This is a genomic window from Streptomyces rubradiris, from assembly GCF_016860525.1.
Classification (GTDB): domain Bacteria; phylum Actinomycetota; class Actinomycetes; order Streptomycetales; family Streptomycetaceae; genus Streptomyces; species Streptomyces rubradiris.
The window spans coordinates 1368440-1392496 of sequence record NZ_BNEA01000015.1 but is presented as its reverse complement, the minus strand read 5'-3'; the positions used below and the strand labels follow the sequence as shown (position 1 = coordinate 1392496).

Below are 24057 nucleotides of genomic sequence, written 5' to 3'. Positions count from 1 at the left end.
CAATGATTGCGCTACCCTTGCGCTCATGACGCGACGACTTGCGGAAGTGGCCAAGAAGGTCGGGGTCAGCGAGGCCACCGTCAGCCGGGTGCTCAACGGCAAACCCGGGGTCTCCGACACCACCCGGCAGGCGGTGCTGACGGCTCTCGACGTGCTCGGCTACGAGCGCCCCACCCAGCTGCGCGGCGAACGCGCCCGGCTCGTCGGCCTGGTCCTGCCCGAGTTGCAGAACCCCATCTTCCCGGCGTTCGCCGAGGTCATCGGCGGCGCCCTGGCCCAGCTCGGGCTGACCCCGGTGCTGTGCACCCAGACCAAGGGCGGGGTCTCGGAGGCGGACTACGTCGAGCTGCTGCTCCAGCAGCAGGTCTCCGGCGTCGTGTTCGCCGGCGGCCTGTACGCCCAGGCCGACGCGCCGCACGACCACTACCGGCTGCTCGCCGCGCGCAACATCCCGGTCGTGCTGGTCAACGCGGCCATCGAACACCTCGGCTTCCCGGGCGTGTCCTGCGACGACGCCGTAGCCGTCGAGCAGGCCTGGCGGCACCTGGCCTCCCTCGGCCACGAGCGCATCGGCCTGCTCCTCGGCCCCGGCGACCACGTCCCCTCGGCCCGCAAGCTCGCCGCCGCCCGGGCCGTCGCCGGCGATCTGCCGGAAGAGTTCGTCGCGCGGGCCATCTTCTCCATCGAGGGCGGGCACGCCGCCGCCTCCCGGCTGATCGACCGGGGCGTCACCGGCATCGTCTGCGCCTCCGACCCGCTGGCCCTCGGCGCCGTCCGGGCGGCCCGCCGCAAGGGGTACGGCGTCCCGGGCCGGATCTCCGTCGTGGGCTACGACGACTCGGCGTTCATGAACTGCACCGAACCCCCGCTGACCACCGTCCGCCAGCCCATCGAGGCCATGGGGCGCGCGGCCGTGGAACTGCTGAACGCGCAGATCGGGGGCACCGCCGTACCCGCCGAGGAGCTGCTGTTCGAGCCGGAACTGGTGGTGCGCGGATCCACCGGGCAAGCCCCGCGCGACTGAGCCTCCGGGAGATCCGGCTGGCTGTCGAATAATTACAGATTCTGCGCGGTCTCTTGCGAACGAATGTCGGCGGTGCTTGAGTGTGCGGCGCCCACCGCTCCTGCCACGAGTGTCATGAGGGGTCCACCGATGAGACACACCGGGTTCCGCCGTACCGTCGTCGCGATCGGCGTCTGTTCCTCCCTCGCCCTCGCCGCCACCGCCTGCGGGTCCGGTGCCGACGGCGCGGCGAGCGGCAAGACCCGCATCACCGTCAACTGCGAGCCGCCCAGGAGCGCCAAGGTCGACCGCGCCTTCTTCGAAGAGGACACCGCCGCCTTCGAACAGGCCCATCCGGACATCGACGTCGTCGCCCACGACGCCTTCCCCTGCCAGGACCCGAAGACCTTCGACGCCAAACTCGCCGGCGGCCAGATGGAGGACGTGTTCTACACGTACTTCACCGACGTCCGGCACGTCGTGGAGCTGGGCCAGGCCGCCGACCTCACCCCGTACCTGAAGGAACTGAAGAGCTACGACAGCATCCAGAAGCAGCTGCGGGACATCTACACCGTCGACGGGAAGGTCTACGGCATCCCGCGCACCGGCTACTCCATGGCGCTGGTCTACCACCGCGCCCTGTTCCGCGAGGCCGGACTGGACCCCGACCGGCCCCCGGCGACCTGGGACGAGGTCCGCGCCGCCGCCCGGAAGATCGCCGCCCTCGGCGACGGCACGGTCGGCTACGCCGACTACAGCGCCCAGAACCAGGGCGGCTGGCACTTCACCGCCGAGCTGTACGCGCACGGCGGCGACGTGGTCAGCGCCGACGGCGAGAGGGCCACCATCGACACCCCCGAGGGCCGCGCCGTGCTGCAAAACCTGCACGACATGCGGTGGACCGACGACTCGATGGGCAGCAGACAGCTCCTTGTCATCAACGACGTGCAGCAGATGATGGGTTCGGGCAAGCTCGGCATGTACCTCGCCGCCCCCGACAACATCCCGATCCTGGTCAAGGAGAAGGGCGGCGACTACCAGGACCTCGCCCTGGCCCCCATGCCGGGCGGCCACGCCACCCTCGTCGGCGGCGACGGCTACATGTTCCGCAAGAAGGCCACGCCCGCCCAGATCCGCGCCGGCCTGAAGTGGCTCGACCACATGTTCCTCACCCCGGGCAAGGGCTTCCTCGGCGACTACGCCCGCGCCAGGAAGCACGGCGCCCCCGTCGGCCTGCCCGAACCGCGCCTGTTCACCGGCGCCGCCGACGCCACCGACCAGCGGGTGAAACAGGCCAACGCCAACGTCCCGGTGGAGAACTACCGGGCGTTCCTCGACGGCAACGGCAAACTCCGGCTCAAGACCGAGCCGCCGCACGCCCAGCAGATCTACTCCGTCCTCGACGGCACCGTCTCCGCCGTCCTCACCAAGGAGGACGCCGACATCGACCGGCTCCTCAAGGAGGCGTCCGGCAAGATCGACGGCATTCTGGCCCGGGACTGACCGCCATGACGAAGACGGCCGAGCGACGGCCCGTCGCCCACCCGCCCGTCCGCCCGCTCCCGGCACCCGCCCCGGCCGGGCGCCGCCGACGCCGCCTGGCCGACCAGGCCCGCGCCCACGGCTTCCTCCTCGGCGGCCTGCTCTGCTTCGCCCTGTTCTCCTGGTACCCGGCGATCCGCGCGGTCGTCATCTCCTTCCAGAGGTACACCCCGGGCTCACCGCCCGAGTGGGCCGGCACCGCCAACTTCACCCGCGTCCTCGACGACCCCGAGTTCGCCGACGCCTGGCGCAACACGCTCACCTTCACCCTGCTGGCGCTGCTCATCGGCTTCGCGGTCCCCTTCGTGCTCGCGCTCGTCCTGAACGAACTGCGGCACGCCAGATCCTTCTTCCGCGTGGTGGTCTACCTGCCGGTGATGATCCCGCCGGTGGTCAGCGCCCTGCTGTGGAAGTGGTTCTACGACCCGGGGGCCGGCCTCGCCAACGAGGCCCTGCGCCTGCTGCACCTGCCCACCTCGCACTGGACGAACGGCACCGACACCGCGCTGGTCTCCCTGGTGCTCGTCGCCACCTGGGCCAACATGGGCGGCACCGTCCTCATCTACCTCGCCGCGCTCCAGTCCATCCCCGGCGAGCTGTACGAGGCTGCCGAACTGGACGGCGCGAGCCTCCTCCAGCGCGTGCGGCACGTCACGATCCCGCAGACCCGGTTCGCGATCTTGATGCTGATGCTGCTTCAGGTCATCGCCACCATGCAGGTGTTCACCGAACCGTTCGTCATCACCGGCGGCGGACCGGAGAACTCCACCGTCACCGTGCTCTACCTCATCTACAAATACGCCTTCCTCTACAACGACTTCGGCGGCGCCTGCGCCCTCAGCGTCATGCTCCTGGTCCTGCTCGGCGCCTTCTCCGCCCTGTACCTGCGGCTCACCCGCACCGAGGGGGACACATGACCCCGGACACCCGCACCCTGATCTCCCCGGCCGCCCTCGCCCGCCCGCGCGGAAAGGCCCTGTACTGGACGGTGTTCACCGCCGTCGTCGTCCTCTTCGCGCTCGCCTTCCTCTTCCCCGTGTACTGGATGGTGACCGGCGCGCTGAAGTCGCCCGACGAGGTGGCCCGCACCCCGCCCACCCTGCTGCCCGAGCACTGGCGTCCCGGCGGTTACACCGACGCCTGGGAGCTGATGGAGCTGCCGCGGCACCTGGGGAACACCCTCGTCCAGGCGGCCGGCGCATGGGCCTTCCAGCTGGTGTTCTGCACCGCCGCCGCCTACTCCCTGGCCAAGCTGCGACCGGCGTTCGGCAAGGTGGTCCTCGGCGGTGTCCTCGCCACCCTCATGGTCCCGGCACAGGCGCTGGTCGTCCCCAAGTACCTGACCGTCGCCGACCTGCCGCTGATCCACACCAGCCTGCTCAACGACCCCCTCGCCGTCTGGCTGCCGGCGGTCGCCAACGCCTTCAACCTCTACCTGCTCAAACGCTTCTTCGACCAGCTGCCGCGCGATGTGCTGGAGGCCGCCGAGATCGACGGCGCCGGAAAGCTCCGCGTCCTGTGGTCCGTCGTGCTGCCCATGTCCCGGCCGGTGCTCGGCGTGGTGTCGATCTTCGCGCTGGTCGCCGTCTGGCAGGACTTCCTGTGGCCGCTGATGGTCTTCTCCGACACCGGCGAGCAGCCGGTCAGCGTGGCCCTGGTGCAGCTGTCGCAGAACGTACAGCTCACCGTGCTCATCGCCGCGATGGTGATCGCCAGCATCCCGATGGTGGCGCTCTTCCTCGTCTTCCAGCGGCACATCATCGCCGGGATCGGCGCGGGCAGCACCAAGGGCTGACGCCGCCGCCCCGTCCACAGAAAGGTCACGCCCCGTGGGACAGCCCACCCCAGCCCGCAAAGACCCCGACTGGTGGCGCGACGCCGTCATCTACCAGGTGTACGTCCGCAGCTTCGCGGACGGCGACGGCGACGGCACCGGCGACCTCGCGGGCGTCCGCGCCCGGCTGCCGTACCTGGCCGAACTCGGCGTGGACGCCCTGTGGTTCACCCCCTGGTACCTGTCGCCCCTGAAGGACGGCGGCTACGACGTCGCCGACTACCGGACCATCGACCCGGCCTTCGGCACCCTCGCCGAGGCGGAGAAACTCATCGCCGAGGCCGCCGGGCTGGGCATCCGCACGATCGTCGACATCGTGCCCAACCACGTCTCCGACCAGCACCCCTGGTTCCGGGCCGCGCTCGCCGCCGGGCCCGGCAGCCCCGAACGCGAGCTGTTCCACTTCCGGCCCGGACGCGGCCCGCACGGCGAACTCCCGCCCAACGACTGGCCCTCGCAGTTCGCCGGCTCCACCGAACCGGTGTGGACCCGGCTGCCCGACGGCGACTGGTACCTGCACCTGTTCACCCCCGAACAACCCGACCTCAACTGGGCCCACCCGGCCGTCCGACGGGAACACGAGGAGATCCTGCGCTTCTGGTTCGAGCGGGGCGTCGCGGGCGTCCGCATCGACTCGGCGGCCCTGCTCGCCAAGGACCCGGACCTCCCCGACCTCGCCGCACACCGCGGACCCCACCCCTTCCTCGACCGCGACGAACTCCACGACATCTACCGCTCCTGGCGGCGCGTGGCCGACGAGTACGACGGCGTCTTCGTCGGCGAGGTATGGCTCCCCGACCCCGAGCGCTTCGCCCGCTACCTGCGCCCCGACGAACTCCACACCGCCTTCAACTTCTCCTTCCTCACCTGCCCCTGGGACGCCGGCCGGCTGCGCGCCGCGATCGACACCACCCTCGCCGAGCACGCCCCCGTCGGCGCCCCGGCCACCTGGGTGCTGTGCAACCACGACGTGACCCGCACCGTCACCCGCTACGGCCGCGCGGACACCGCCTTCGACTTCGCCACCAAGGCCTTCGGCACCCCGACGGACCTCGCGCTCGGCACCCGGCGGGCCCGGGCCGCCGCCCTGCTGTCGCTGGCGCTGCCCGGCGCGGTCTACCTCTACCAGGGCGAGGAACTGGGCCTGCCGGAGGCCGACGTCCCGCTCGACCGCATCCAGGACCCGATGCACTTCCGCTCGGCCGGCACCGACCCCGGCCGCGACGGCTGCCGGGTGCCGCTGCCCTGGGCCGCCGGCCTGCCCTACGCCGGATTCGGCTCCCGCGAGGAACCGTGGCTGCCGCAGCCGGCCGACTGGCCGTCGTACGCGGTCGACCGCCAGCGGCGCGACCCGCGCTCCATGCTCTCCCTCTACCGCACGGCCATCGCCCTGCGCCGCGTGTTCGGGGGCGGCCCCCTGACCTGGCTGCCCGCCCCCGACGGCGTACTCGCCTTCGCCCGCGCGGACGCGCTGTGCGTGGTCAACCTCTCGGCGACGCCCGCCCCGCTCCCCCCGCACTCCCGGCTCCTGCTCACCAGCGGCCCACTGGACCCCACCGGGCGACTGCCCCAGGACACGGCGGCCTGGCTGCGCGCCTGACCACGCCGCACCGTCGCGCGGCCGAGCCGCGCCCCCACGTACCACCGCGCCGTCGCGCCCGAGCCACGCCCCCACGTACCACCGCGCCATCGCGCCCGAGCCACGCTCCCACGTACCACCGCGCTGTCCCACGCACCCCACCACGAAGGGATCGGCACATGCACAGCAGCACCTCCGGACGACTCCGGCGCATGCCGGCCATCGGGGCGGTCGTCGCCCTCGCCGCCGGCATGCTCGTCACCCTCGCCCCGGCCGCCCACGCGGCGGCGGGCGCCACGCTCCCCTTCACCTCCGTGGAGGCCGAGTCGGCGAGCGGCAACGGCACCCGGATCGGCCCCGACCACACGCAGGGCACGCTCGCCTCGGAGGCCTCCGGCCGGCAGGCCGTCCGGCTGGCGCCCGGGCAGCGGGTGGAGTTCACCGCGCCGCGCACGGCCGACGCGCTCAACCTCGCCTACAGCGTCCCCGACGGCCAGTCCGGCGCGCTCGCCGTGTACGTCAACGGCACCAGGCTCGCCAAGTCCCTGCCGGTGACCGCCAAGTACTCCTACGTCGACACCGGCTGGATCACCGGCTCCAGGACCCACCACTTCTTCGACAACACCCGCATGCTGCTGGGCCGGACCGTCCAGGCCGGTGACAAGGTCGCCGTCGAGGCGACCGGCGTACAAGTCACCGTGGACGTCGCCGACTTCGAGCTGGCGGCCCCGGCCGCCACCCAGCCGGCCGGGTCGGTGTCCGTCGTCGCCAAGGGCGCCGACCCCAGCGGCAACGGCGACTCCACCCAGGCGTTCCGGGACGCCATAGCCGCCGCGCAGGGCGGTACGGTCTGGATCCCGCCGGGTGACTACCGGATCACCTCCTCCCTGAACGGCGTACAGAACGTCACCCTCCAGGGCGCCGGCCACTGGTACTCGGTCGTGCACGCCTCCCGCTTCATCGACCAGCCGAGCTCCGCCGGCAACGTGCGCATCAAGGACTTCGCGGTCATCGGCGAGGTCACCGAGCGCGTCGACTCCAGCCCGGACAACTTCGTCAACGGCTCGCTCGGACCCGGCAGTTCGGTGTCGGGCATGTGGCTCCAGCACCTGAAGGTCGGTCTGTGGCTCACCGGCAACAACGACAACCTGGTGGTGGAGAACAACCGCATCCTCGACACCACCGCCGACGGCCTCAACCTCAACGGCAACGCCAGGGGCGTCCGGGTGCGCCACAACTTCCTGCGCAACCAGGGCGACGACGCCCTGGCCATGTGGTCCCTGTACGCCCCGGACACCGACTCGTCCTTCGAGCACAACACCATCTCGCAGCCCAACCTCGCCAACGGCATCGCCGTCTACGGCGGTACCGACATCGCCGTGCGCGACAACCTGATCTCCGACACCAACGCCCTCGGCAGCGGCATCGCGATCTCCAACCAGAAGTTCCTCGATCCCTTCCACCCGCTGGCCGGCACCATCACGGTCGACGGCAACACACTGGTGCGCGCCGGCGCCATGAACCCCAACTGGAACCACCCGATGGGCGCGCTGCGCGTCGACTCCTACGACAGCGCCGTCAACGCCACCGTGAACATCACCAACACCACGATCACCGACAGCCCGTACAGCGCCTTCGAGCTCGTCTCCGGCGGCGGGCAGGGGTACCCGGTGCGCAACGTTAACGTCACCGGGGCGACCGTGCGGAACACCGGGACGGTCGTCGTCCAGGCCGAGGCACAGGGCGCCGCCGTCTTCAGGAACGTCACCGCCACCCAGGTCGGCGCGGCCGGCGTGTACAACTGCCCCTTCCCGGCGAGCTCCGGCTCCTTCACGCTCACCGACGGCGGCGGCAACTCCGGCTGGTCCAGCACCTGGTCGGACTGCTCCACCTGGCCGCGGCCGGGACAGGGCAACCCCGAACCCGACCCGAACCGCAACCTCGCGGGGGGCCGTCCGGCCACCGCGACCGGCTCCCAGGACGTCTACACGCCCGGCAAGGCGGTCGACGGCGACGCGAACTCGTACTGGGAGTCGGCCAACAACGCCTTCCCGCAGTCCTGGACGGTCGACCTCGGCGCGTCCTACGGCGTGCGCCGCGTGGTGCTGAAGCTGCCGCCGTCGGCGGCCTGGGGCGCCCGCACCCAGACCGTCGCGGTGCTCGGCAGCACCGACGGCACGCACTACACGACGGTGGCCGGCGCCCAGGGCTACCGCTTCGACCCCGCCACCGGCAACACCGCGACCGTGTCCCTGCCCGGCGGCACCAGCCTGCGCCATCTGCGCCTGACGGTCAGCGCCAACACCGGCTGGCCCGCCGGTCAGTTCAGTGAGGTGGAGGTCTACTCGTCCTGACCGGGTACCGAGGGAGCCGGGCCGGGGCACGGCTCCCTCTCAACGCTCCAGCTCCCGGTGGGCCGTCTCCGGCAGCCGCAGGTACACCAGGGAGGACAGCAGGCAGAGCACGGCGACGTACCAGGGGAAGAGCCCGGAGTGGCCGAGGTCCTTGAACAGCGTGCCGACGTACGGGGCCGTGCCGCCGAACAGCGCCACGGTGAGCGAGTACGGGAAGCCGATCCCGGCCGCGCGCACCCGGGGCGGGAACACCTCGGCGTTGACGGCCGCGCTGATGGACGTGAACCCGGTCAGCAGCACCATGCCCGCGCACTGCACCACGAGCAGCACGGCGAAGGAGTCGCGCAGCGCGTGCAGCAGCGGCACGCACAGCACGGCGAAGCCCACCCCGAAGCCGAGCAGCGGCGGCCGGCGCCCGACCCGGTCGGACAGCAGCCCGCCGAGCGGCTGGAGCAGCGCGAAGAAGGCCAGCGAGATCGTGCTCGCGAGCAGCGCGTCCGACTTCGCGACGCCCGCGTTGAGTTCGGCGTACGTCGGCAGGTACGACGTCCAGGTGTAGTAGGCGATGGTGCCGCCCGCCGTGATGCCGGCGATGAGCAGGGACTGGCGGGGATGGCGGCGCAGCGCCTCGAACAGGCCCGGCCGCGGCGCCGCCCGCTGCGCGGCGCTGCGGGTCTCCGCGGCGCCGCGCCGGATCCAGAAGCCGACCAGGCTGAACGCCCCGCCGAGCCAGAACGGCACGCGCCAGCCCCAGCCGTCCATCGAGGGTTCGGCGAGCGTGTTCACGAGCAGGGTGGCGATGCCGGAGGCGACCAGCTGGCCGGCGGTCGTCGAGACGTACTGGAAGCTGGAGAACAGCCCGCGCCGGCCCGGCCCCGCCGATTCCACGAGGAAGGTGGTGGAGGCCGCGAACTCGCCCCCGACGGAGAGCCCTTGGAGCAGCCGGGCGACGACCAGCACCACCGGGGCCGCGACGCCCGCCGAGGCGTAGGTCGGGGTCAGGCCCACCAGCAGGCTGCTGCCGCCCATCAGCAGGATGGTGACGGTGAGGGCGGCCCGCCGGCCGCGCCGGTCGGCGACCGCTCCCATGAGCAGCCCGCCCACGGGCCGCATGAAGAAGCCGACCGCGAACACGGCGAACGTCGACAGCAGCGGGACCAGGGAGTTGCCGGTGCCCTTGGGGAAGACCGCGGCGGCGATGTAGGTGGCGAGGAACGTGTAGGCGTACCAGTCGTACCACTCCACGGCGTTGCCCACGGAGGCGGCAACGAGCTGTCGCGCGGACCGTCTCGTCCGCTCCGGTGCCGTCGTCTGCTTGGCTGTCATGATCGCGTCTCTCCCCGGCCGGCGGGCTGTGCACACCTCATGTAGCGATGAGTTCACATCCGTGCCACCGCCCCCTTCCCTGACGTTTGATGCTCTTGGAACACTCGCTCCGCGCACATTCCGTCAGTCGGCGGCAATCGTGTACGTCAGGATGAGAGGACCCTCACGCATGCCCGAAGTCAACCGGCGGCGCTTCCTCCAGCTCGCGGGCGCCACCACGGCGTTCACGGCGCTGGCCGGCAGCATCCAGCGCGCGGCGGCCCTGCCCGCCCGCTACCGCACCGGATCGCTGGACGATGTGGAGCACATCGTCGTCCTGATGCAGGAGAACCGTTCCTTCGACCACTACTTCGGCTCCCTGCGCGGAGTCCGCGGCTTCGGCGACCCCCGCCCGGTCACCCGCAACGGCCGGTCCGTGTGGAAGCAGTCCGACGGCACCAAGGACATCCTGCCCTTCCACCCCGACGCCGACGACCTGGGCCTGGCCTTCCTCCAGGACCTCCCGCACGGCTGGAACGACGGCCACGCCGCGTTCAACGGCGGCAAGTACGACAAGTGGGTGCCCGCCAAGTCCGCGACGACCATGGCGTACCTGACGCGCGACGACATCCCCTTCCACTACGCGCTCGCGGACGCCTTCACCGTCTGTGACGCCTACCACTGCTCGTTCATCGGCTCCACCGACCCCAACCGCTACTACATGTGGACGGGTTACACCGGCAACGACGGAAAGGGCGGAGGGCCGGTCCTCGGCAACGAGGAGAAGGGCTACGGCTGGACGACGTACCCCGAGCGCCTGGAGCGGGCCGGCGTCTCCTGGAAGATCTACCAGGACATCGGCGACGGCCTGGACGCGAACGGCTCATGGGGCTGGATCAACGACGCCTACCGCGGCAACTACGGCGACAACTCGCTGCTCTACTTCAACCAGTACCGCACCGCCCAGCCCGGCAGCCCGCTCTACGACAAGGCCCGCACCGGCACCGACGCCCGCAAGGGCGAGGGCTTCTTCGACCGGCTGAGGGCGGACGTCAAGGCGGGCACGCTGCCCCAGGTCTCCTGGATCGTCGCCCCCGAGGCGTTCACGGAACACCCCAACTGGCCAGCGAACTACGGCGCCTGGTACATCTCCCAGGTCCTGGACGCGCTCACCGCCGACCCCGGCGTGTGGGGCAGGACCGCGCTGTTCATCACCTACGACGAGAACGACGGCTTCTTCGACCACGTCATCCCGCCCTACCCGCCGGCCTCCACGGCCCAGGGCAAGTCGACGGCCGACCCCGCGCCCGACGTGTTCAAGGGCGACAGCGGTCATGTCGCCGGTCCCTACGGGCTCGGCCAGCGGGTGCCGATGCTGGTCGTCTCCCCGTGGAGCAAGGGCGGTTACGTCTGCTCCGAGACCTTCGACCACACCTCGATCATCCGCTTCATCGAGCGCCGCTTCGGCGTCCAGGAGCCCAACATCTCGCCCTGGCGCCGCGCCATATGCGGCGACCTGACGAGCGCGTTCGACTTCTCCCGCCAGGACACCGCGCCGGTGGCGCTGCCCTCCACGGCCGGCTACCAGCCCCCGGACCGCGGCCGGCACCCGGACTACGTGCCGAAGCCCCCCGCCCAGGGCTCACTGCCCCGGCAGGAGCCCGGCAGCCGGCCCACCCGCCCGCTGAAGTACGCCCCCGTGGTGGACGGTTCGGCGGACACGGCGGCCGGCAAGTACACGCTCACGTTCGCCTCCGGGGCGGGCGCCGGAGCGGCCTTCCTGGTGACGTCCGACAGCCGCACCGACGGCCCCTGGACGTACACCACCGAGGCGGGCAAGACGGTGTCGGACACCTGGAACTCGGTGTACTCCGGCGGTGATTACGACCTCACCGTGCACGGACCCAACGGCTTCCTGCGCGTCTTCAAGGGCCGCAACAAGGCGGCCGGCCCCGAGGTCACCGCCCGGCACACGGGCGACGACATCGAGCTGACCTTCACCAACAAGGGCTCCGGCACGGCGCGGCTGAAGGTCACCGACGGTTACGGCGGCAGCCCGCTCACGGTGACGGTGCGGCCCGGCGCCACCGTGCGGCAGACCGTGCGCCTCGCGGCGAGCAAGCGCTGGTACGACCTGACCGTGACCTCCGACGCCGACCCCGCCTTCCTGCGCGGATTCGCCGGCCATGTGGAGAACGGACAGCCCGGCGTCAGCGATCCGGCGATCGCCACGGGGTGAACGAGCGATGAACACCGCTCCGTGCGGACTGGTCAGGTACCGGTCACATCAGGGTAGTGTGCCCCGGTGACCACGCAATCGAACACCCCTGCCGGCTGGTACCCGGATCCGCACGGAGCGCAGAACACGCTGCGTTACTGGGACGGCACGCAGTGGACCGACCACACCAACCCGGCGCAGCAGGCCGCCGGGCAGGTTCCGCCGCAGCAGGCCCCGGCCCAGCAGGCCGCCTTCCCGCAGCAGCAGGCTGCCGCCGCCGACCCCAAGGTCCAGCGCCAGGTGCAGCAGCAGGCCGGCGTCTCGGCCGGCGGCGCCGGCGGCGGCACCCTCTTCACCGAACCCGTCCTGGTCGTGAACCAGAAGGCCAAGCTCATCGAGCTGACCAACGAGTACAAGGTCATGGACCAGAGCGGCCGGGAGATCGGCTCGGTCACCCAGGTCGGCCAGGGCGTCCTGCGCAAGATCCTGCGCTTCGTCTCCAGCCTGGACCAGTTCCTGACCCACAAGCTGGAGATCCGCGACGCTCACGGCCAGCCGCAGCTGCTGCTGACCCGGCCCGCGAAGATCTTCAAGTCCCGGGTGGTCGTGACCCGCCCGGACGGCTCCCCGGTGGGCGAGATCGTCCAGAAGAACATGATCGGCAAGATCAACTTCGCGATGATGGCGAACGGCCAGCAGGTCGGCGCGATCAAGGCGGAGAACTGGCGGGCCTGGAACTTCGCGATCGTCGACCACGCGGACAACGAGGTCGCCCGCATCACCAAGACGTGGGAGGGCCTGGCCAAGACGCTCTTCACGACCGCGGACAACTACGTCCTGCAGATCCACTACCAGCTGCCCGAACCCCTGCTGAGCCTGGTGGTGGCCACGGCGCTGACCGTGGACACCGCGCTGAAGCAGGACTCCCGCGGCTGGGGCTGAGCCGCAGCGGACGCGCGAAGCGGTGCGGCCGGTGCCCGGGGGTTCCCCGCGCACCGGCCGCCGCCGTATCCGCGTCTCACAGGGCCGTGAGATGCCCCGGCTGCTCCGGTTGCCGGGGCACGCCCGACGGCCCCCCGGCAGCCGGGCCCGGCCGGGGCCGGCGTGGGGCGAGGGCCGGTTCGGCGGTGGCCGTGCCCGGCTCCAGGGCCAGTACGGCCGCCACCGGATGCTCCTCGTCCGCCGCCGGCCCGCCGGGACCCGGGGCGGGCGTCGCCCGGGTGAGCAGCAGCACACCCCAGGCGGCCAGCCCCGCGCCGGCGACCGCCAGCAGCACCCCGCCGGCCCCGCCCCGCAGCCCCTGCCCCAGCAGACTGAGGCCGATCACCGCGGCGGCGACCGGGTTGGCGAGGGTGACCACGGCCAGCGGCGCGCCCAGCCCGCCGCGGTAGGCGGTCTGGGACAGCAGCAGCCCGCCCACGGCGAACGCGGCGACGAGCACGGCCCCCACGATCACCTCGGTGCTCAGCACCGGACCCGAGCGGTCCGTGGCCGCCACGGTCACCGTCTGGGTGAGCGCGGAGGCCACCCCGGAGGCGAAGCCGGACGCGGTCGCGTGCCTGAGGCCCGGCCGCGCGCCGGGCCAGGACAGCAGCCCGATCGCGGCGGCCGTCGCCCCCGCGACCAGCAGCGCCGCCGGCAGCGACAGCACCCGGGAGGGCGCCGGACCGGACGCGGCGACCAGCAGCGCGGCCAGCCCCAGCAGGGTGAGCGCCGTACCGCGCCACTCCACCGCGCTGACCCGCCGCCCGGCCGCCCGCGCACCCAGCGGCACGGCCGCGACCAGGGTGAGCGCGCCGAGCGGCTGCACGACGGTCAGCGGACCGTACTTCAGGGCGACGACGTGCAGCAGCGCGGCGGCGGCGTTCAGCCCGACCGCCGACCACCAGGCGCCGGTGCCCAGCAGCCGCAGCAGCCCGGTGCCGGTGCCGCGGGCGGCCAGGCGTTCCTGGGCGACGGCGGCCAGCGCGTAGGCGACGGCCGACACCAGCGACAGGCCGAGGGCGGCCAGGGCGGCGGCGCTCATCGGGCCGCTCCCGCCGGCACGGGCTCCAGGGCGACCGGCACACCGGTGCCGCGGCCCGCCGTGGTGGCGGTGCGCCGGGGCGGATGGATGACGGCGAGGGTGAGGCCGAGCATGGCCGTGGCCACGAGCGCGTCGAGCCAGTAGTGGTTCGCCGTGCCCACGATCACCAGCAGGGTGATCAGCGGGTGCAGCAGCCACAGCGGGCGCCAGCGGGAACGGGTCGCGGCGATCAGGCCGATGGCCAGCATCAGCGCCCAGCCGAAGTGCAGCGAGGGCATCGCCGCGAACTGGTTGGACAGGTGGTCGCTGGACGGCGGGCCGTACACGCTGGGCCCGTAGACCCGGCCGGTGTCCACCAGCCCCGTGCCGGTCAGCATCCGCGGCGGGGCCAGCGGGAAGGTGAACGGCAGCACCAGGGCGGCCGTGGTGACCACCGCGAGGACCCGGCGGGCCCAGACGTAGTGCGCGGGCCGGCGCACGTACAGCCAGACCAGGAAGGCGAGCGTGGCCGGGAAGTGGACGGTCGCGTAGTAGGTGTTCGCCAGGTGGACGAGGGTGTCGCCGTGCAGCAGTGCGGACTGCACGGCGTTCTCGTGGGGGAGACGCACGGCCCGCTCCAGGTCCCACACGCGGCGGGCGTTGCGGAACGCCTCCCCGGTATGCCCGGTGGCGAGCCGGCGGCCGAGTTTGTAGACCAGGAAGAGCCCGGCTACCAGCAGGAACTCACGTATCAGAGGCGGGCGTGCCGGGATGGCCGGTGCCGTCGCCGCCTCCGCAGGCTCGGTTCGGGCATTCATCCCCCGGCCCCTTCGCTGACGGTGGTGCGTGTGGTGGTACGTGCGCGTCCCGGACGGTCACCGGAACTCATCGATACGTTGCCGTACCGATACGCCAGTGTACCGATACGGTCGTGTACCGGTACACTTGCGTATCGATTGATGTGCGCCACACTGGACGCAGCACGAGCGAGGGGAAGCACCGCATGACGTCGCAGGCCGCGGAGGGACCGGAGACGGTCGTCGCCTCGCGCCGCTCCAAGATCACGCCGGAGCGTGAGCGGGAGTTCTTCGACGCCGTGCTGGAACAGATCCGCGAGTGCGGCTACGACTCCGTCACCATGGAGGGCATCGCCGCCAGCACCCGGTGCAGCAAGTCCACGCTCTACCGGCAGTGGAAGACCAAGCCGCAGTTCGTCGCCGCGGCCCTGCGCGCCAGCCGCCGGGTGCGGTTCGCCGGCATCGACACCGGGTCGCTCGCCGAGGACCTGCGCCAGGCCGCCCGGGCCGCGGGCGACTGGTCCGGCAAGGACACCCGGCTGCTCCAGGCGCTGGGGCACGCGGTGACCTCGGACCAGGAACTGGCCCGGGCGCTGCGCGAGGCGCTGATCCACCCGGAGATCGCCGCGCTGGAGGAGATGCTCGCCCGGGGCGTCGCCCGGGGCGAGGTCCGGGCGGACCACCCCGCGCTGGAGTACATCCCCGCCATGATGTTCGGCGTCCTGCGTGTACGGCCGGTGCTGAACGGGCAATACGCCGACGCCGACTATCTGGTCCGGTTCGTGGAGGCCGCGGTGCTGCCCGCGCTCGGACTGGGATAGACGCGGGCCGCCGTTCACGGGATGACTGAACGACGGCCTGCCCGCGCCGCACCGTGGGGACGGGGGCGGCGCGCACCCCCCGGCCGGGTGGGATTCCTCTTGAGCGGAGGGGAACCCCACCCGGCCGACTCATGTCTGCGGCCGACTCGGGAGGCGGCCGGCTCCCGCGCGCGCCGGCATGGCGGCGACCGCGGCTCACGGCCCGTCGTCGGCGGCATGTCACGCACTCGTGTGGCTTGACCGAAGGAGAGCCCGCCCCATGGCCGCCATCTGCCCGAACCGCCATCTGCCGGAGATGATCGCCTACGTGGTCAACGACGGCGGACTGCACCCCTTCCCGTGCCTGGAGTGCACCGGAACCGGCCGCTGCACCCCTTACGGGCATCTCTCGGGGGCGGCACCGTGCGGCACCGACGGCTGCCAGGGGTCCGTACGGGACGACTACCAGTACGACCCCGAGGGACGCCTCTCCCGCCTGGACCGCGTCAGGTGCCGGCTGCGCGCGACCGACAGCGCGGCGGTGCCGCCCGCCAGGAGCGCGCCGGAACGTGCCGTGCCCGGGCCCCGGCCGCCGGGGAGCGCGATGCCCGGAGCCCGGCCGCCGGGGAGCGCGATGCCCGGGCCCCGGCCGCACGGATGACCGGGGCGGCGTCGGCGGCTACACGGCCTGTCCGCTGCCCGTGCCGGCCGACGAGACCTTGATGCCCTTCAGGATCTCGTCCATGACGGACAGCTTCTGGCCGACGTCCAGGCCGAAGCGGATCACGACGATCCGCTCGGGGGCGTCGGGGGAGGGGAAGGCGACGGACTCGACGTAGCCGTCGGCGCCCTTGCCGGTGACCGCCTTCCAGCGGACCAGGTACCCCTTCTGCCCGGCCACCGTCACCGCCTCGGAGGCCAGCTCCTCGTGCGAGGTGATGCCGCCGTAGGTGGTACCGCCGTAGGACTCCTCGGCGTTGGCCGCGATGTCCGCCTTGGCGACCTCCTCGGCGGTGTCCCCCTTGACGCGCAGCACCATCGCCGGGGCCGTGTAGGCGCCGCCCGCCGTGCAGGTCTGCGTCGTGTCACCGGGGCACTTGTAGGTGTCCTCGGAGGTCACCTGCGCCCCGACGTTCATCGTCTGCCCCGTCCAGCCCTTCGGCACCGGCAGGCTGATCCCGTTGACCGGGTCCGGCACCGTGCCGCCGCCCTCGATCTCCGGCGCCCCCGACGGACGCGGGTCCGGCTCGTTTTCGCCTGACCCACCGGACCCGCCTGACCCACCGGACCCGCCGGATCCACCAGACCCGCCGGAGCCTCCCGGGCCGTCCTGCGGGCCCCGGCCGGCGTCCCCGCCGGTGGGCCCCTGCCCCGACCCCGCGCGGTCGCCCCCGCCGTCGTCCTCGGCCAGGGCGTACACGCCGACCCCGATGCTCGCCAGTACCGCGGCCGCCACCGCGACGGCTATCCCCGTGCGCAGCCCGCGCCGGGACCGGGCCGGCGGCTGTGCCGGGTACGCGGGATACCCCGGGTACCCGCCGTACCCCCCGGGAGCCGGGGCGCCCGGCCGCGCCGCCTGCGGTGCCGGGGGACCCCACGGGGCGGCGGCCGTGCCCGCCGGGCGGGTCCGGTCCGTCCAGGCCGTACCGTCCCACCAGCGCTCGGTGGGCGGGGCGTCGTTCGTCTGCCCGGGGTCGGGGTACCACCCGGGAGGAGTCACCTGCGTCATGCCCCCACCGTATGAGGTGTCGGTGAAAGTGTGATGAGAGGAATCGGCGCCGGACGGACGGACCGGCGAAACCCGCCCCGCGAAACCCGCGTACCGGTGGCCGCCCGCGCACCGCGGCCCCTCCCGGCGCCGCCTCCACCGCCGGCCGGCCCCGGCCCGGAGTCACCCGCGCGTACCGTCTTTCACCCGGCCGGGCAGCACCTGCCCCGACCGTCCCCGCGGGCCGTGCCGGACGGCTACGCTCGGTGCCTGTATGCCGTGCGGGCGACCTGGGGAGGGAACGGGATGACGGACGGACGGCCAACGGCGGCCGGCTCGGCACCCCTGTGGGAGCGGGACACCGAGATCGCCACCGTCGCGGCGGCGCTCGACGCCCTGTGCGCCGGCCGGCACGCCGCGGGCGCCCTGCTGGTCTTCCGCGGCAAGGCCGGACTCGGCAAGACCGCGCTGCTGGCCGAGACCCGCCGCATGGCCGAACGCCGCGGCTGCTCCGTCTGGTCCGCCCGCGGCGCCGAGACCCTCAGATCCGTCCCGTTCCACGTCCTGCGGCAACTGCTCCAGCCCGCACTGCTGTCCCTGCCGCCCGGAGAACTCCGCGACCACCTCGGCGACTGGCACGACATCGCCGGCCCCGCCCTCGGCATAACCGAACCGCGCGGGGACAACGCCGACCCGCACTACGTCCGCGACGGACTCGTCTCCGCCGTACGCCGCATCGCCCGCCGCACCTGGCCGCTCGTCCTGCTGCTCGACGACGCCCACTGGGCCGACCCCGAGACCCTGCGCTGGCTCGCCGCGTTCGCCGAACGCCTGGACGACGTGCCCGTACTCGTCGTGGTCACCCGCAGGCCCGACCGGGCCGGCGGGGTCGGCGCCCGCCATCTCGACGCGGTCGCCGCCGCCGCGGGCCGCCCGGTCAACGACCTGAGCGCCCTCACCCCGGCCGCCACCGCCGGACTCACCCGCGCCACCCTCGGCCGGCACGCCGACGACGCGTTCTGCCGCGAGGTCTGGGCGGTCACCGACGGCAACCCCTACGAGACCGTCGAACTCCTCGCCAAGGTGCACGACATCGAACTGGAGCCGGTCGAGGCACACGCCGGTGAGCTGCGCGCCCTCAACCGCGCGGCCCGCGGCGGCGGACTGGTCGACCGGCTCAAGGGCCTCGGCCTGGAGGCCACCCGGTTCGCCTGGGCCGCCGCCATCCTCGGCACCGGCATCACCGTCGACATGGTCGCCCGCCTCGCCACCATGGACGACGACCTCGCCCGCAGCTGCGCCGACGTGCTGTGCACCGCCCGCATCCTCACCCGCCCCGGACCCGCCACGAGTGCCGAAGGCGACGGGGACGAGCTGGAGTTCGTCCACCCGCTCATCGCCACCGACGTCTACCGGTCCATCCCCTCCGGCGTGTGCACCGCCATGCACGGCGTCGCCGCGCAGATCATCAACGAGCTGGGCCGGGGTGCCGCCGAAGCCGCCCGGCACCTGCTGAAGGTGCACCCGGACGAAGACGAGGAGCTCGTCGAGCAGTTGCGTCAGGCGGCCCGCGAACACCTCGCCGTCGGCGCCCCGGACGCCGCCCGCCGCTGCCTGGAACGCGCGCTGCGGGAGCCGCCCCTGCCCGAGGTGCACGCCCCCATGTGCTGTACGAACTGGGCTGCGCCACCCTGCTGACCAACCCAGCCGTCTCCATCGACCAGTTGCGCAGCGCGCTCGGCATGCCCGGCCTGGACGGGGACGACCGGGTCGACGCCGTCGTCCGCCTCTCCCAGGCGCTGCTCCACAACGACCAGCTGGAGCAGGCCGTCCGCACCGTCGAGGCCGAGGCCGCCCGGCACGCGGCCGGCCCGGTGCGCCTGCGGCTCCAGGCGTTCCAGTTCATGTGGGAGGGCATCCACGGCGAGACCGCCGCCCCGGCCCGCTCCCGGCGCCTCGCCGAACTCGCGAGCACCTGCACCGGCCGCGACAACGCCGAACGCGCCCTGCTGATCCTGCGCGCCTTCGACGCCATGACCCACGGCGAGAGCGCCGACGCGGTCGTCGACCTGTGCGACCGCGCCCTCGTCAACGGCCGCCTCGCGCCCGGCCTCGGCTGGACCGACCCCGAGTGGGGCATGGAACTGCTCATGATGCTCGGCAGCGCGTACGCCTACGCCGACCGGCTCGACCGCGCCGAAAGCCTGTTCTCCGAAGCCCGGCGCGTCTACACCTCGGCCGGCTGGCGCGGCGTCCACCTCTCCCTGGCCAACGCCTTCCTCGGGCTCGCCTACCGCAGACAGGGCCGGCTGCCGGACGCCGAGTCCACCCTGCGCGAAGCCGTCCGGCTCGCCGAACGCGTCGGCCGCCGCCTGCCGTTGTACTGGTCGGCCACCTGCGGACTGGTCGACACCCTGCTGGCCCGCGGCCGGGTGGAGGAAGCCTGGTCGGTCGCCGAGCAGTACGGCTTCGCACCGCCCTACCCGTCCACCATCGTGCTGCCCGACATCCGCTCCGTGCGCGGCCGGCTGCTGCTCGCCGTCGGCCGCACCGCGGAAGGCGTCAGCGAACTGGAGGCCGCCGAGAAGACCGCCGCCTCCCGCGGCGGCCACAACCCGGTCCTCGCACCCTGGTCCGTCGACCTCGCCCGGGCCCTCGCCCCGACGGACCCGGCCCGCGCCGCCCAGCTCGCCGCCGACGCCCGCAAACAGGCCGAGCGGTTCGGCACGGACACCGCCATCGGCGAGGCCCTGCGCTGCGCCGCCGCGCTGGAGACCGGTCAGCGCGCGGTACGGCTCGCCGCCCGCGCCGTGGCCTACCTGGAGGCATCTCCCTGCCAGTACGAGCACGCGGCGGCCCGCGTCGAGTACGGCATCGCCACCGGCTCGGTCGCCGAACTCACCCGTGGCCTGGACCTCGCCCGCCTCTGCGGCGCGGACGGTCTGGCGACCCGAGCCCGGAAGGCCCTGGCCGGCGTCCGGAACCCGCGCTGAACCCGGCCGGATTCAGCGCCCTGGTCGTGACCTTCGAAGACCCCGGTCCGATGCCGCGGATGTCGACCACCACAGACCTCTGGTACCACTACGGCCGCGCCCGTGCCGAACACGACCGCGCTGTTCCCGAGACCTTCCACTGGACATGGGCCCAGGACAGCGGCCCCGGCCCGGAGCCGCTGGGCGATGTGACGGGCAGTACCGTCGGTGAACTCGGCGCCGGAGCCGCCCGGCATGCCGCCTGCCTGGTCGCTCACCGACTTCCCGCGCGCGTCGACGCCGTGGACGCCTCACCCGCCCAGCACGCCATGGCCATGGACCTGTTCGGCCACCTCGCACCCCGCCTGCGCCTCGTCCGTTCCGACGCCGTACGGCACCTGCGGGATACGGCCGGCACCTACGACGTGCTGTACAGCGTCTTCGGCGCGGTCGACTTCACCGACCCGCGAGAGCTGCTCCCGGCGGCGGCGGGAGCCCTGCGACCCGGCGGCCGGCTGGTCTTCTCGACCCTCGCCCACTACCTGGGCGGTGCGCCCGCCGAGCCCGATGTCGTGCCGGCCGAGATCGCGGCACGGACCCCGGGCGGGGAGACGACCACGATGCGCAGATGGGTGCTCCAGGAACACGTCTGGACGGAGGTCCTGCACGAGTCCGGGTTCACCGGCATCAGCGTCGACACGTTGCCGTCGCCCACCGACGCGCCGCGCAGCGCGGCCACGTTGCTCGTCAAGGCGGTCCGACGGGCTTGAACGACCCGCACGCCACGGTGCCGCCGCCGAACGTCGGCCTCCTGGCAGCGCCACGGGCAACGAGCCGCCGCCGCGCGTACGCCCGGCAGCGGTACCCTCGCCATGGGTCAGTCCGGGTCCTCCTCGGCGAGTACCCGCTGGGCCGTCGCGAACGCCGAGTTGGCGGCCGGTACGCCGCAGTACACCGCGGTCTGCAGCAGCACCGCGCCGATCTCCTCCGGCGTCAGCCCGTTGCGGCGGGCCGCCCGGACGTGCATCGCCAGCTCGTCGTAGTGGCCGTGCGCGACCAGCGCGGTCAGTGTGATCATGCTGCGCTCGCGGCGCGACAGCGTCGGGTCGGTCCAGATCTCGCCCCACGCGTAGCGGGAGATGAAGTCCTGGAAGCGGGCGGTGAACGGGGTCTGCCGGGCCTGCGCGCGGTCCACATGGGCGTCGCCCAGCACCTGGCGGCGCACCGCGAGACCGCTCGCCGGCGGCCCGTCTAGCTGGGTGCGCAGTGCCGCCAGCACCGCCCGGGGAACCTGCGCCGGGGCCAGATGAGAAGCCCCGGGCAGCTCCACCAGCGCCGCGCCCGGTACCGCGTCCGCGATCTCCCTGAGGTGCGCGGGCGGGGTCGCGGGATCCTCCCGCCCGGCCACGAGCAGCGTCGGTACGGTGATCCCGGCCAGCCGGTCGCGCAGATCGAACGCGGCGAGCGCGTCGCAGCAGGCGGCATACGCCTCCGGGTCGGCCGCACGGTGGTCCCGGACCAGCTCCGGCACGCTGAACCCGGGCGTGAACCAGCGCGCGTCGGCGCTCTCGGCCAGCCACTGAAGGCCCTCGCGGCGCACCCGCTCCGCCCGCTCCCGCCAGGGCGCGGCACCGCCGAAGTGGGCCGAGGAGCACAGCACCGCCAGCGAGGTCAGCCGCTCGGGGTGGTGGACGGCCAGGTGCAGGCCGACCGCGCCGCCCAGGGACACGCCCGCGTAGGCGAACCGGTCGACGCCGAGCGCGTCCGCGAGCGCCAGCACCAGCGCGGCCAGGTCGCCGACGGTCGCGCCCGGCCCGATCAGGTCGGCCGCCGAACCGCCGTGCCCCGGCAGGTCCCAGCGGATCACCCGGTGGCTCGCGGACAGTTCGGGCGCCACCCGGTCCCACAGGGCGAGCGAGGTACCGAGCGAGGGCCCGAGCAGCAGCGGCGGCGCGGAAGCGGGGCCTTCCGCACGGTGGTTGAGGAGGGTCACGGTCAACGTCGCTCCAGAGCACGGTCGGTGAGGATGCCGGCGAAACCGGTGTACCGGGCGGGGTCGGTCGCCTCCGCCAGATCGATGCCCGCCAGCTCCTCATGTTCTTCGAGGAGTTCACGCAGCGGGCGGTTCTCGCAGTGGGCTCGGCGGGCCAGTTCGGTCAGCAGCTCCTTGGCCCGCGCCCGGCCGAGGACGGGCGCGAGGACGGCGGTCAGCCGCTCGGAGACGATCAGTCCCCGGGTGCGGCCGAGATCGCGGCGCATCGCGTCCGGGTGCACCCGCAACCCCTCGGCCAGCTCCGCCGCCTGTCCGGCCGCGCCGCCCACCAGCCGGAGCAGATCGCGCAGCGGCTCCCACTCGGCGTGCCAGGCGCCGGCCGGCCGCTCGTCCTCGGCGGCCAGGCAGCCGTACAGGGTCGCCGCGAGCTGGGGAGCGCGCCGGGCGGCGGACGCCAGGAGCGTGGCGCGCACCGGGTTCGCCTTGTGCGGCATGGCGGACGAGCCGCCGCCGCTGCCCTCGCTCACCTCGCCGATCTCGGTGCGCGACAGCGTCAGCACGTCCACGGCGAGTTTGCCCAGGGCGCCCGCCGTGAAGGCCAGGCACCCGGCCAGGTCCGCGACCGGCGTGCGCAGCGTGTGCCAGGGCAACGCCGGTGCGGCCAGCCCGAGTTCACGGGCGTAAGCCTCCGTCAGTACGGCCGGGTCCGGGGCGCCGTACGCCTGGAAGGCCGCCAGGGTGCCGGCGGCCCCGCCGAGCTGGGCGGGGAGCGAGTCGCGTACCCGGGCGAGGCGGTCGCGCGCGTCCAGGACCAGCGCGCGCCAGCCGGCCGCCTTCAGCCCGAACGTGGTCGGTACGGCGTGCTGGGTGAGCGTCCGGCCCGGCAGCACGGTGTCCCGGTGCCCGGCCGCGAGGCGGGCCAGCGCCCGCTCGGCGCGCCCGAGATCGGCCAGCACCGGGCCGAGGGCGCGCACGGCGACCAGCATCGTCGCCGTGTCCATGATGTCCTGGCTGGTGGCACCCCGGTGGACGTAAGGCCCGTACTCGGCGCCGACCGCCGCCGTCAGGTCGGCGGCCAGCGGGATCACCGGATTGCCGCCGCCGGCGGCGCGGGCGGCCAGGGAGCGCAGGTCGAACCGGTCCGGTTCGGCCGCCTCGGTCACCGCCGCCGCGGCCTCGGGCGGGGCGAGCCCCAGCGCGGCCTGCGCCCGGGTCAGCGCGGCCTCGGCGTCGAGCAGCGCCCGCAGATACGCGGGGTCACCGGTCTCGGACACGGCGTCCGCCGCGCCCCGCCCGGGGGCCAGCAGACCGGTGTCGGTGCAGGAAGGGAACTCGGGTGTCACTGGTACTCCAGGAAGACCGTCTCGCCTTCGCCCTGAAGGCGGATGTCGAAACGGTAGGTGCCGTGCCCCTCGTCAGCCGCGATCAGCGTGTCACGCCGGTCGCCCACCCGGGTGAGCAGCGGATCGGCGGCCAGGGCGGCGTCATCACCCGGCAGGTAGACACGGGTGAACAGATGCACGAGAAGGCCCCGCGCGAAGACGCAGACACTGAGGTAGGGCGCGTTGCGCCCACGCGCGCCGGGGCGCAGCGTACGCACGTACCAGTGCCCGTTCGCATCCGTCTGGATCCGTCCCCAGCCGGTGAACTCCACCCCGTTGCGGCCCAGGAAGCCGCCCGTGGCCGGGTCCCGCCGCAGTGCGCCGTCCACCCGCGGCACCGTGCCGTCGGGCCGCGGCCCCCACACTTCGAGCAGCGCGTCGGGCAGCGGATCACCCGCGCCGTCGAGGACGTGGCCGTGCACGGTGACGGTGTCCGGATGACCGAGCGGGGCGATCTCCTCGCCGCCGCTGAACGGCAGCGCGTACCCGTAGAACGGGCCGACCGTGTGGGACGGGGTGGGCGGCACCTGCTCCGGGCTGCCCGGGTCGATGAGCGTCATGGCGG

General features: G+C 73.2%; 18 protein-coding genes and 1 pseudogene. 12 read left to right on the top strand and 7 right to left on the bottom strand.

Annotated elements, in window-relative coordinates:
• The first annotated feature begins 25 nt into the window (after positions 1-25).
• The 6 genes from Srubr_RS19405 to Srubr_RS19380 all read left to right on the top strand — a co-directional run bounded on the left by Srubr_RS19405 (position 26) and on the right by Srubr_RS19380 (position 8312).
• Positions 26-1024, top strand: a complete 999-nt coding sequence (locus Srubr_RS19405; protein WP_189999370.1) for a LacI family DNA-binding transcriptional regulator — start codon at positions 26-28, stop codon at positions 1022-1024.
• A 129-nt stretch (positions 1025-1153) separates the two neighbouring features.
• Entirely contained in the window at positions 1154-2506 is a 1353-nt protein-coding gene (locus Srubr_RS19400; RefSeq protein ID WP_189999369.1) for an ABC transporter substrate-binding protein, read from the top strand.
• Between the two features lie 5 nt (positions 2507-2511).
• Positions 2512-3462, top strand: a complete 951-nt coding sequence (locus Srubr_RS19395) for a carbohydrate ABC transporter permease (protein WP_189999368.1) — start codon at positions 2512-2514, stop codon at positions 3460-3462.
• Entirely contained in the window at positions 3459-4340 is an 882-nt protein-coding gene (locus Srubr_RS19390) for a carbohydrate ABC transporter permease (protein ID WP_189999367.1), read from the top strand. Before Srubr_RS19395 ends, Srubr_RS19390 begins: the two co-directional genes overlap by 4 nt.
• Before the next feature lie 34 nt (positions 4341-4374).
• Positions 4375-5979: a glycoside hydrolase family 13 protein gene (locus Srubr_RS19385; RefSeq protein ID WP_189999366.1), complete on the top strand. Its 1605-nt coding sequence runs from the start codon at positions 4375-4377 to the stop codon at positions 5977-5979.
• 158 nt (positions 5980-6137) lie between these two features.
• The gene (locus Srubr_RS19380) at positions 6138-8312 is read left to right on the top strand and encodes a discoidin domain-containing protein (protein WP_189999365.1); all 2175 of its coding nucleotides are present in this window, start codon (positions 6138-6140) and stop codon (positions 8310-8312) included.
• Positions 8313-8351: 39 nt separating this feature from the next.
• On the opposite strand, the gene Srubr_RS19375 is transcribed toward Srubr_RS19380, so the two are convergent.
• Positions 8352-9638 (bottom strand): MFS transporter, encoded by a 1287-nt coding sequence (locus Srubr_RS19375; RefSeq protein WP_189999364.1) that lies wholly within the window; start codon positions 9636-9638, stop codon positions 8352-8354.
• A gap of 169 nt (positions 9639-9807) precedes the next feature.
• Between Srubr_RS19375 and Srubr_RS19370 the strand changes: the two genes are divergently transcribed.
• On the top strand, positions 9808-11856 hold the full coding sequence (locus Srubr_RS19370) for a phosphocholine-specific phospholipase C (RefSeq protein ID WP_189999363.1): 2049 nt from the start codon (positions 9808-9810) through the stop codon (positions 11854-11856).
• A 66-nt stretch (positions 11857-11922) separates the two neighbouring features.
• Positions 11923-12777, top strand: a complete 855-nt coding sequence (locus Srubr_RS19365; RefSeq protein WP_189999362.1) for a phospholipid scramblase-related protein — start codon at positions 11923-11925, stop codon at positions 12775-12777.
• Positions 12778-12853: 76 nt separating this feature from the next.
• On the opposite strand, the gene Srubr_RS19360 is transcribed toward Srubr_RS19365, so the two are convergent.
• A complete protein-coding gene (locus Srubr_RS19360) occupies positions 12854-13861 on the bottom strand; it encodes a DMT family protein (RefSeq protein ID WP_189999361.1) in 1008 nt (335 codons plus the stop codon).
• Positions 13858-14658, bottom strand: coding sequence for a phosphatase PAP2 family protein (locus tag Srubr_RS19355; RefSeq protein WP_189999360.1), 801 nt, complete (start codon positions 14656-14658; stop codon positions 13858-13860). Before Srubr_RS19355 ends, Srubr_RS19360 begins: the two co-directional genes overlap by 4 nt.
• A gap of 185 nt (positions 14659-14843) precedes the next feature.
• Between Srubr_RS19355 and Srubr_RS19350 the strand changes: the two genes are divergently transcribed.
• Complete coding sequence (locus tag Srubr_RS19350) at positions 14844-15458, top strand: TetR/AcrR family transcriptional regulator (protein WP_189999359.1); 615 nt, start codon at positions 14844-14846, stop codon at positions 15456-15458.
• A gap of 259 nt (positions 15459-15717) precedes the next feature.
• Positions 15718-16098 (top strand): hypothetical protein, encoded by a 381-nt coding sequence (locus Srubr_RS19345; RefSeq protein ID WP_189999358.1) that lies wholly within the window; start codon positions 15718-15720, stop codon positions 16096-16098.
• An 18-nt stretch (positions 16099-16116) separates the two neighbouring features.
• Here the strand turns inward: Srubr_RS19345 and Srubr_RS19340 are convergent, their stop codons facing one another.
• Complete coding sequence (locus Srubr_RS19340; RefSeq protein ID WP_189999357.1) at positions 16117-17166, bottom strand: DUF2510 domain-containing protein; 1050 nt, start codon at positions 17164-17166, stop codon at positions 16117-16119.
• A gap of 285 nt (positions 17167-17451) precedes the next feature.
• Between Srubr_RS19340 and Srubr_RS19335 the strand changes: the two are divergent.
• Positions 17452-20138, top strand: a pseudogene (locus tag Srubr_RS19335) (ATP-binding protein).
• 59 nt (positions 20139-20197) lie between these two features.
• Entirely contained in the window at positions 20198-20887 is a 690-nt protein-coding gene (locus Srubr_RS19330) for a class I SAM-dependent methyltransferase (RefSeq protein ID WP_189999355.1), read from the top strand.
• Positions 20888-20994: 107 nt separating this feature from the next.
• Here Srubr_RS19330 and pcaDC read toward each other — a convergent pair whose 3' ends face one another.
• The 3 genes from pcaDC to pcaG are packed head-to-tail and all read right to left on the bottom strand — an operon-like array spanning position 20995 to position 24052.
• On the bottom strand, positions 20995-22116 hold the full coding sequence (gene pcaDC / locus Srubr_RS19325; RefSeq protein WP_189999354.1) for a bifunctional 3-oxoadipate enol-lactonase/4-carboxymuconolactone decarboxylase PcaDC: 1122 nt from the start codon (positions 22114-22116) through the stop codon (positions 20995-20997).
• On the bottom strand, positions 22113-23453 hold the full coding sequence (gene pcaB, locus Srubr_RS19320) for a 3-carboxy-cis,cis-muconate cycloisomerase (protein ID WP_189999353.1): 1341 nt from the start codon (positions 23451-23453) through the stop codon (positions 22113-22115). The genes pcaDC and pcaB overlap by 4 nt, the downstream gene beginning before the upstream one ends.
• Complete coding sequence (pcaG, locus tag Srubr_RS19315; protein ID WP_189999352.1) at positions 23450-24052, bottom strand: protocatechuate 3,4-dioxygenase subunit alpha; 603 nt, start codon at positions 24050-24052, stop codon at positions 23450-23452. Before pcaG ends, pcaB begins: the two co-directional genes overlap by 4 nt.
• Between the last annotated feature and the right edge of the window lie 5 nt (positions 24053-24057).

Bases quoted from the DNA above. Each gene is read 5' to 3' on its own strand.
- Srubr_RS19330 (WP_189999355.1), top strand. From the start codon at position 20,198: ATGTCGACCACCACAGACCTCTGGTACCACTACGGCCGCGCCCGTGCC.
- Srubr_RS19400 (WP_189999369.1), top strand. From the start codon at position 1,154: ATGAGACACACCGGGTTCCGCCGTACCGTCGTCGCGATCGGCGTCTGT.
- Srubr_RS19395 (WP_189999368.1), top strand. From the start codon at position 2,512: ATGACGAAGACGGCCGAGCGACGGCCCGTCGCCCACCCGCCCGTCCGC.
- Srubr_RS19350 (WP_189999359.1), top strand. From the start codon at position 14,844: ATGACGTCGCAGGCCGCGGAGGGACCGGAGACGGTCGTCGCCTCGCGC.
- Srubr_RS19340 (WP_189999357.1), bottom strand. From the start codon at position 17,166: ATGACGCAGGTGACTCCTCCCGGGTGGTACCCCGACCCCGGGCAGACG.
- Srubr_RS19360 (WP_189999361.1), bottom strand. From the start codon at position 13,861: ATGAGCGCCGCCGCCCTGGCCGCCCTCGGCCTGTCGCTGGTGTCGGCC.
- Srubr_RS19380 (WP_189999365.1), top strand. From the start codon at position 6,138: ATGCACAGCAGCACCTCCGGACGACTCCGGCGCATGCCGGCCATCGGG.
- Srubr_RS19345 (WP_189999358.1), top strand. From the start codon at position 15,718: ATGGCCGCCATCTGCCCGAACCGCCATCTGCCGGAGATGATCGCCTAC.
- Srubr_RS19375 (WP_189999364.1), bottom strand. From the start codon at position 9,638: ATGACAGCCAAGCAGACGACGGCACCGGAGCGGACGAGACGGTCCGCG.
- Srubr_RS19390 (WP_189999367.1), top strand. From the start codon at position 3,459: ATGACCCCGGACACCCGCACCCTGATCTCCCCGGCCGCCCTCGCCCGC.
- pcaG (WP_189999352.1), bottom strand. From the start codon at position 24,052: ATGACGCTCATCGACCCGGGCAGCCCGGAGCAGGTGCCGCCCACCCCG.
- Srubr_RS19355 (WP_189999360.1), bottom strand. From the start codon at position 14,658: ATGAATGCCCGAACCGAGCCTGCGGAGGCGGCGACGGCACCGGCCATC.
- Srubr_RS19405 (WP_189999370.1), top strand. From the start codon at position 26: ATGACGCGACGACTTGCGGAAGTGGCCAAGAAGGTCGGGGTCAGCGAG.
- Srubr_RS19370 (WP_189999363.1), top strand. From the start codon at position 9,808: ATGCCCGAAGTCAACCGGCGGCGCTTCCTCCAGCTCGCGGGCGCCACC.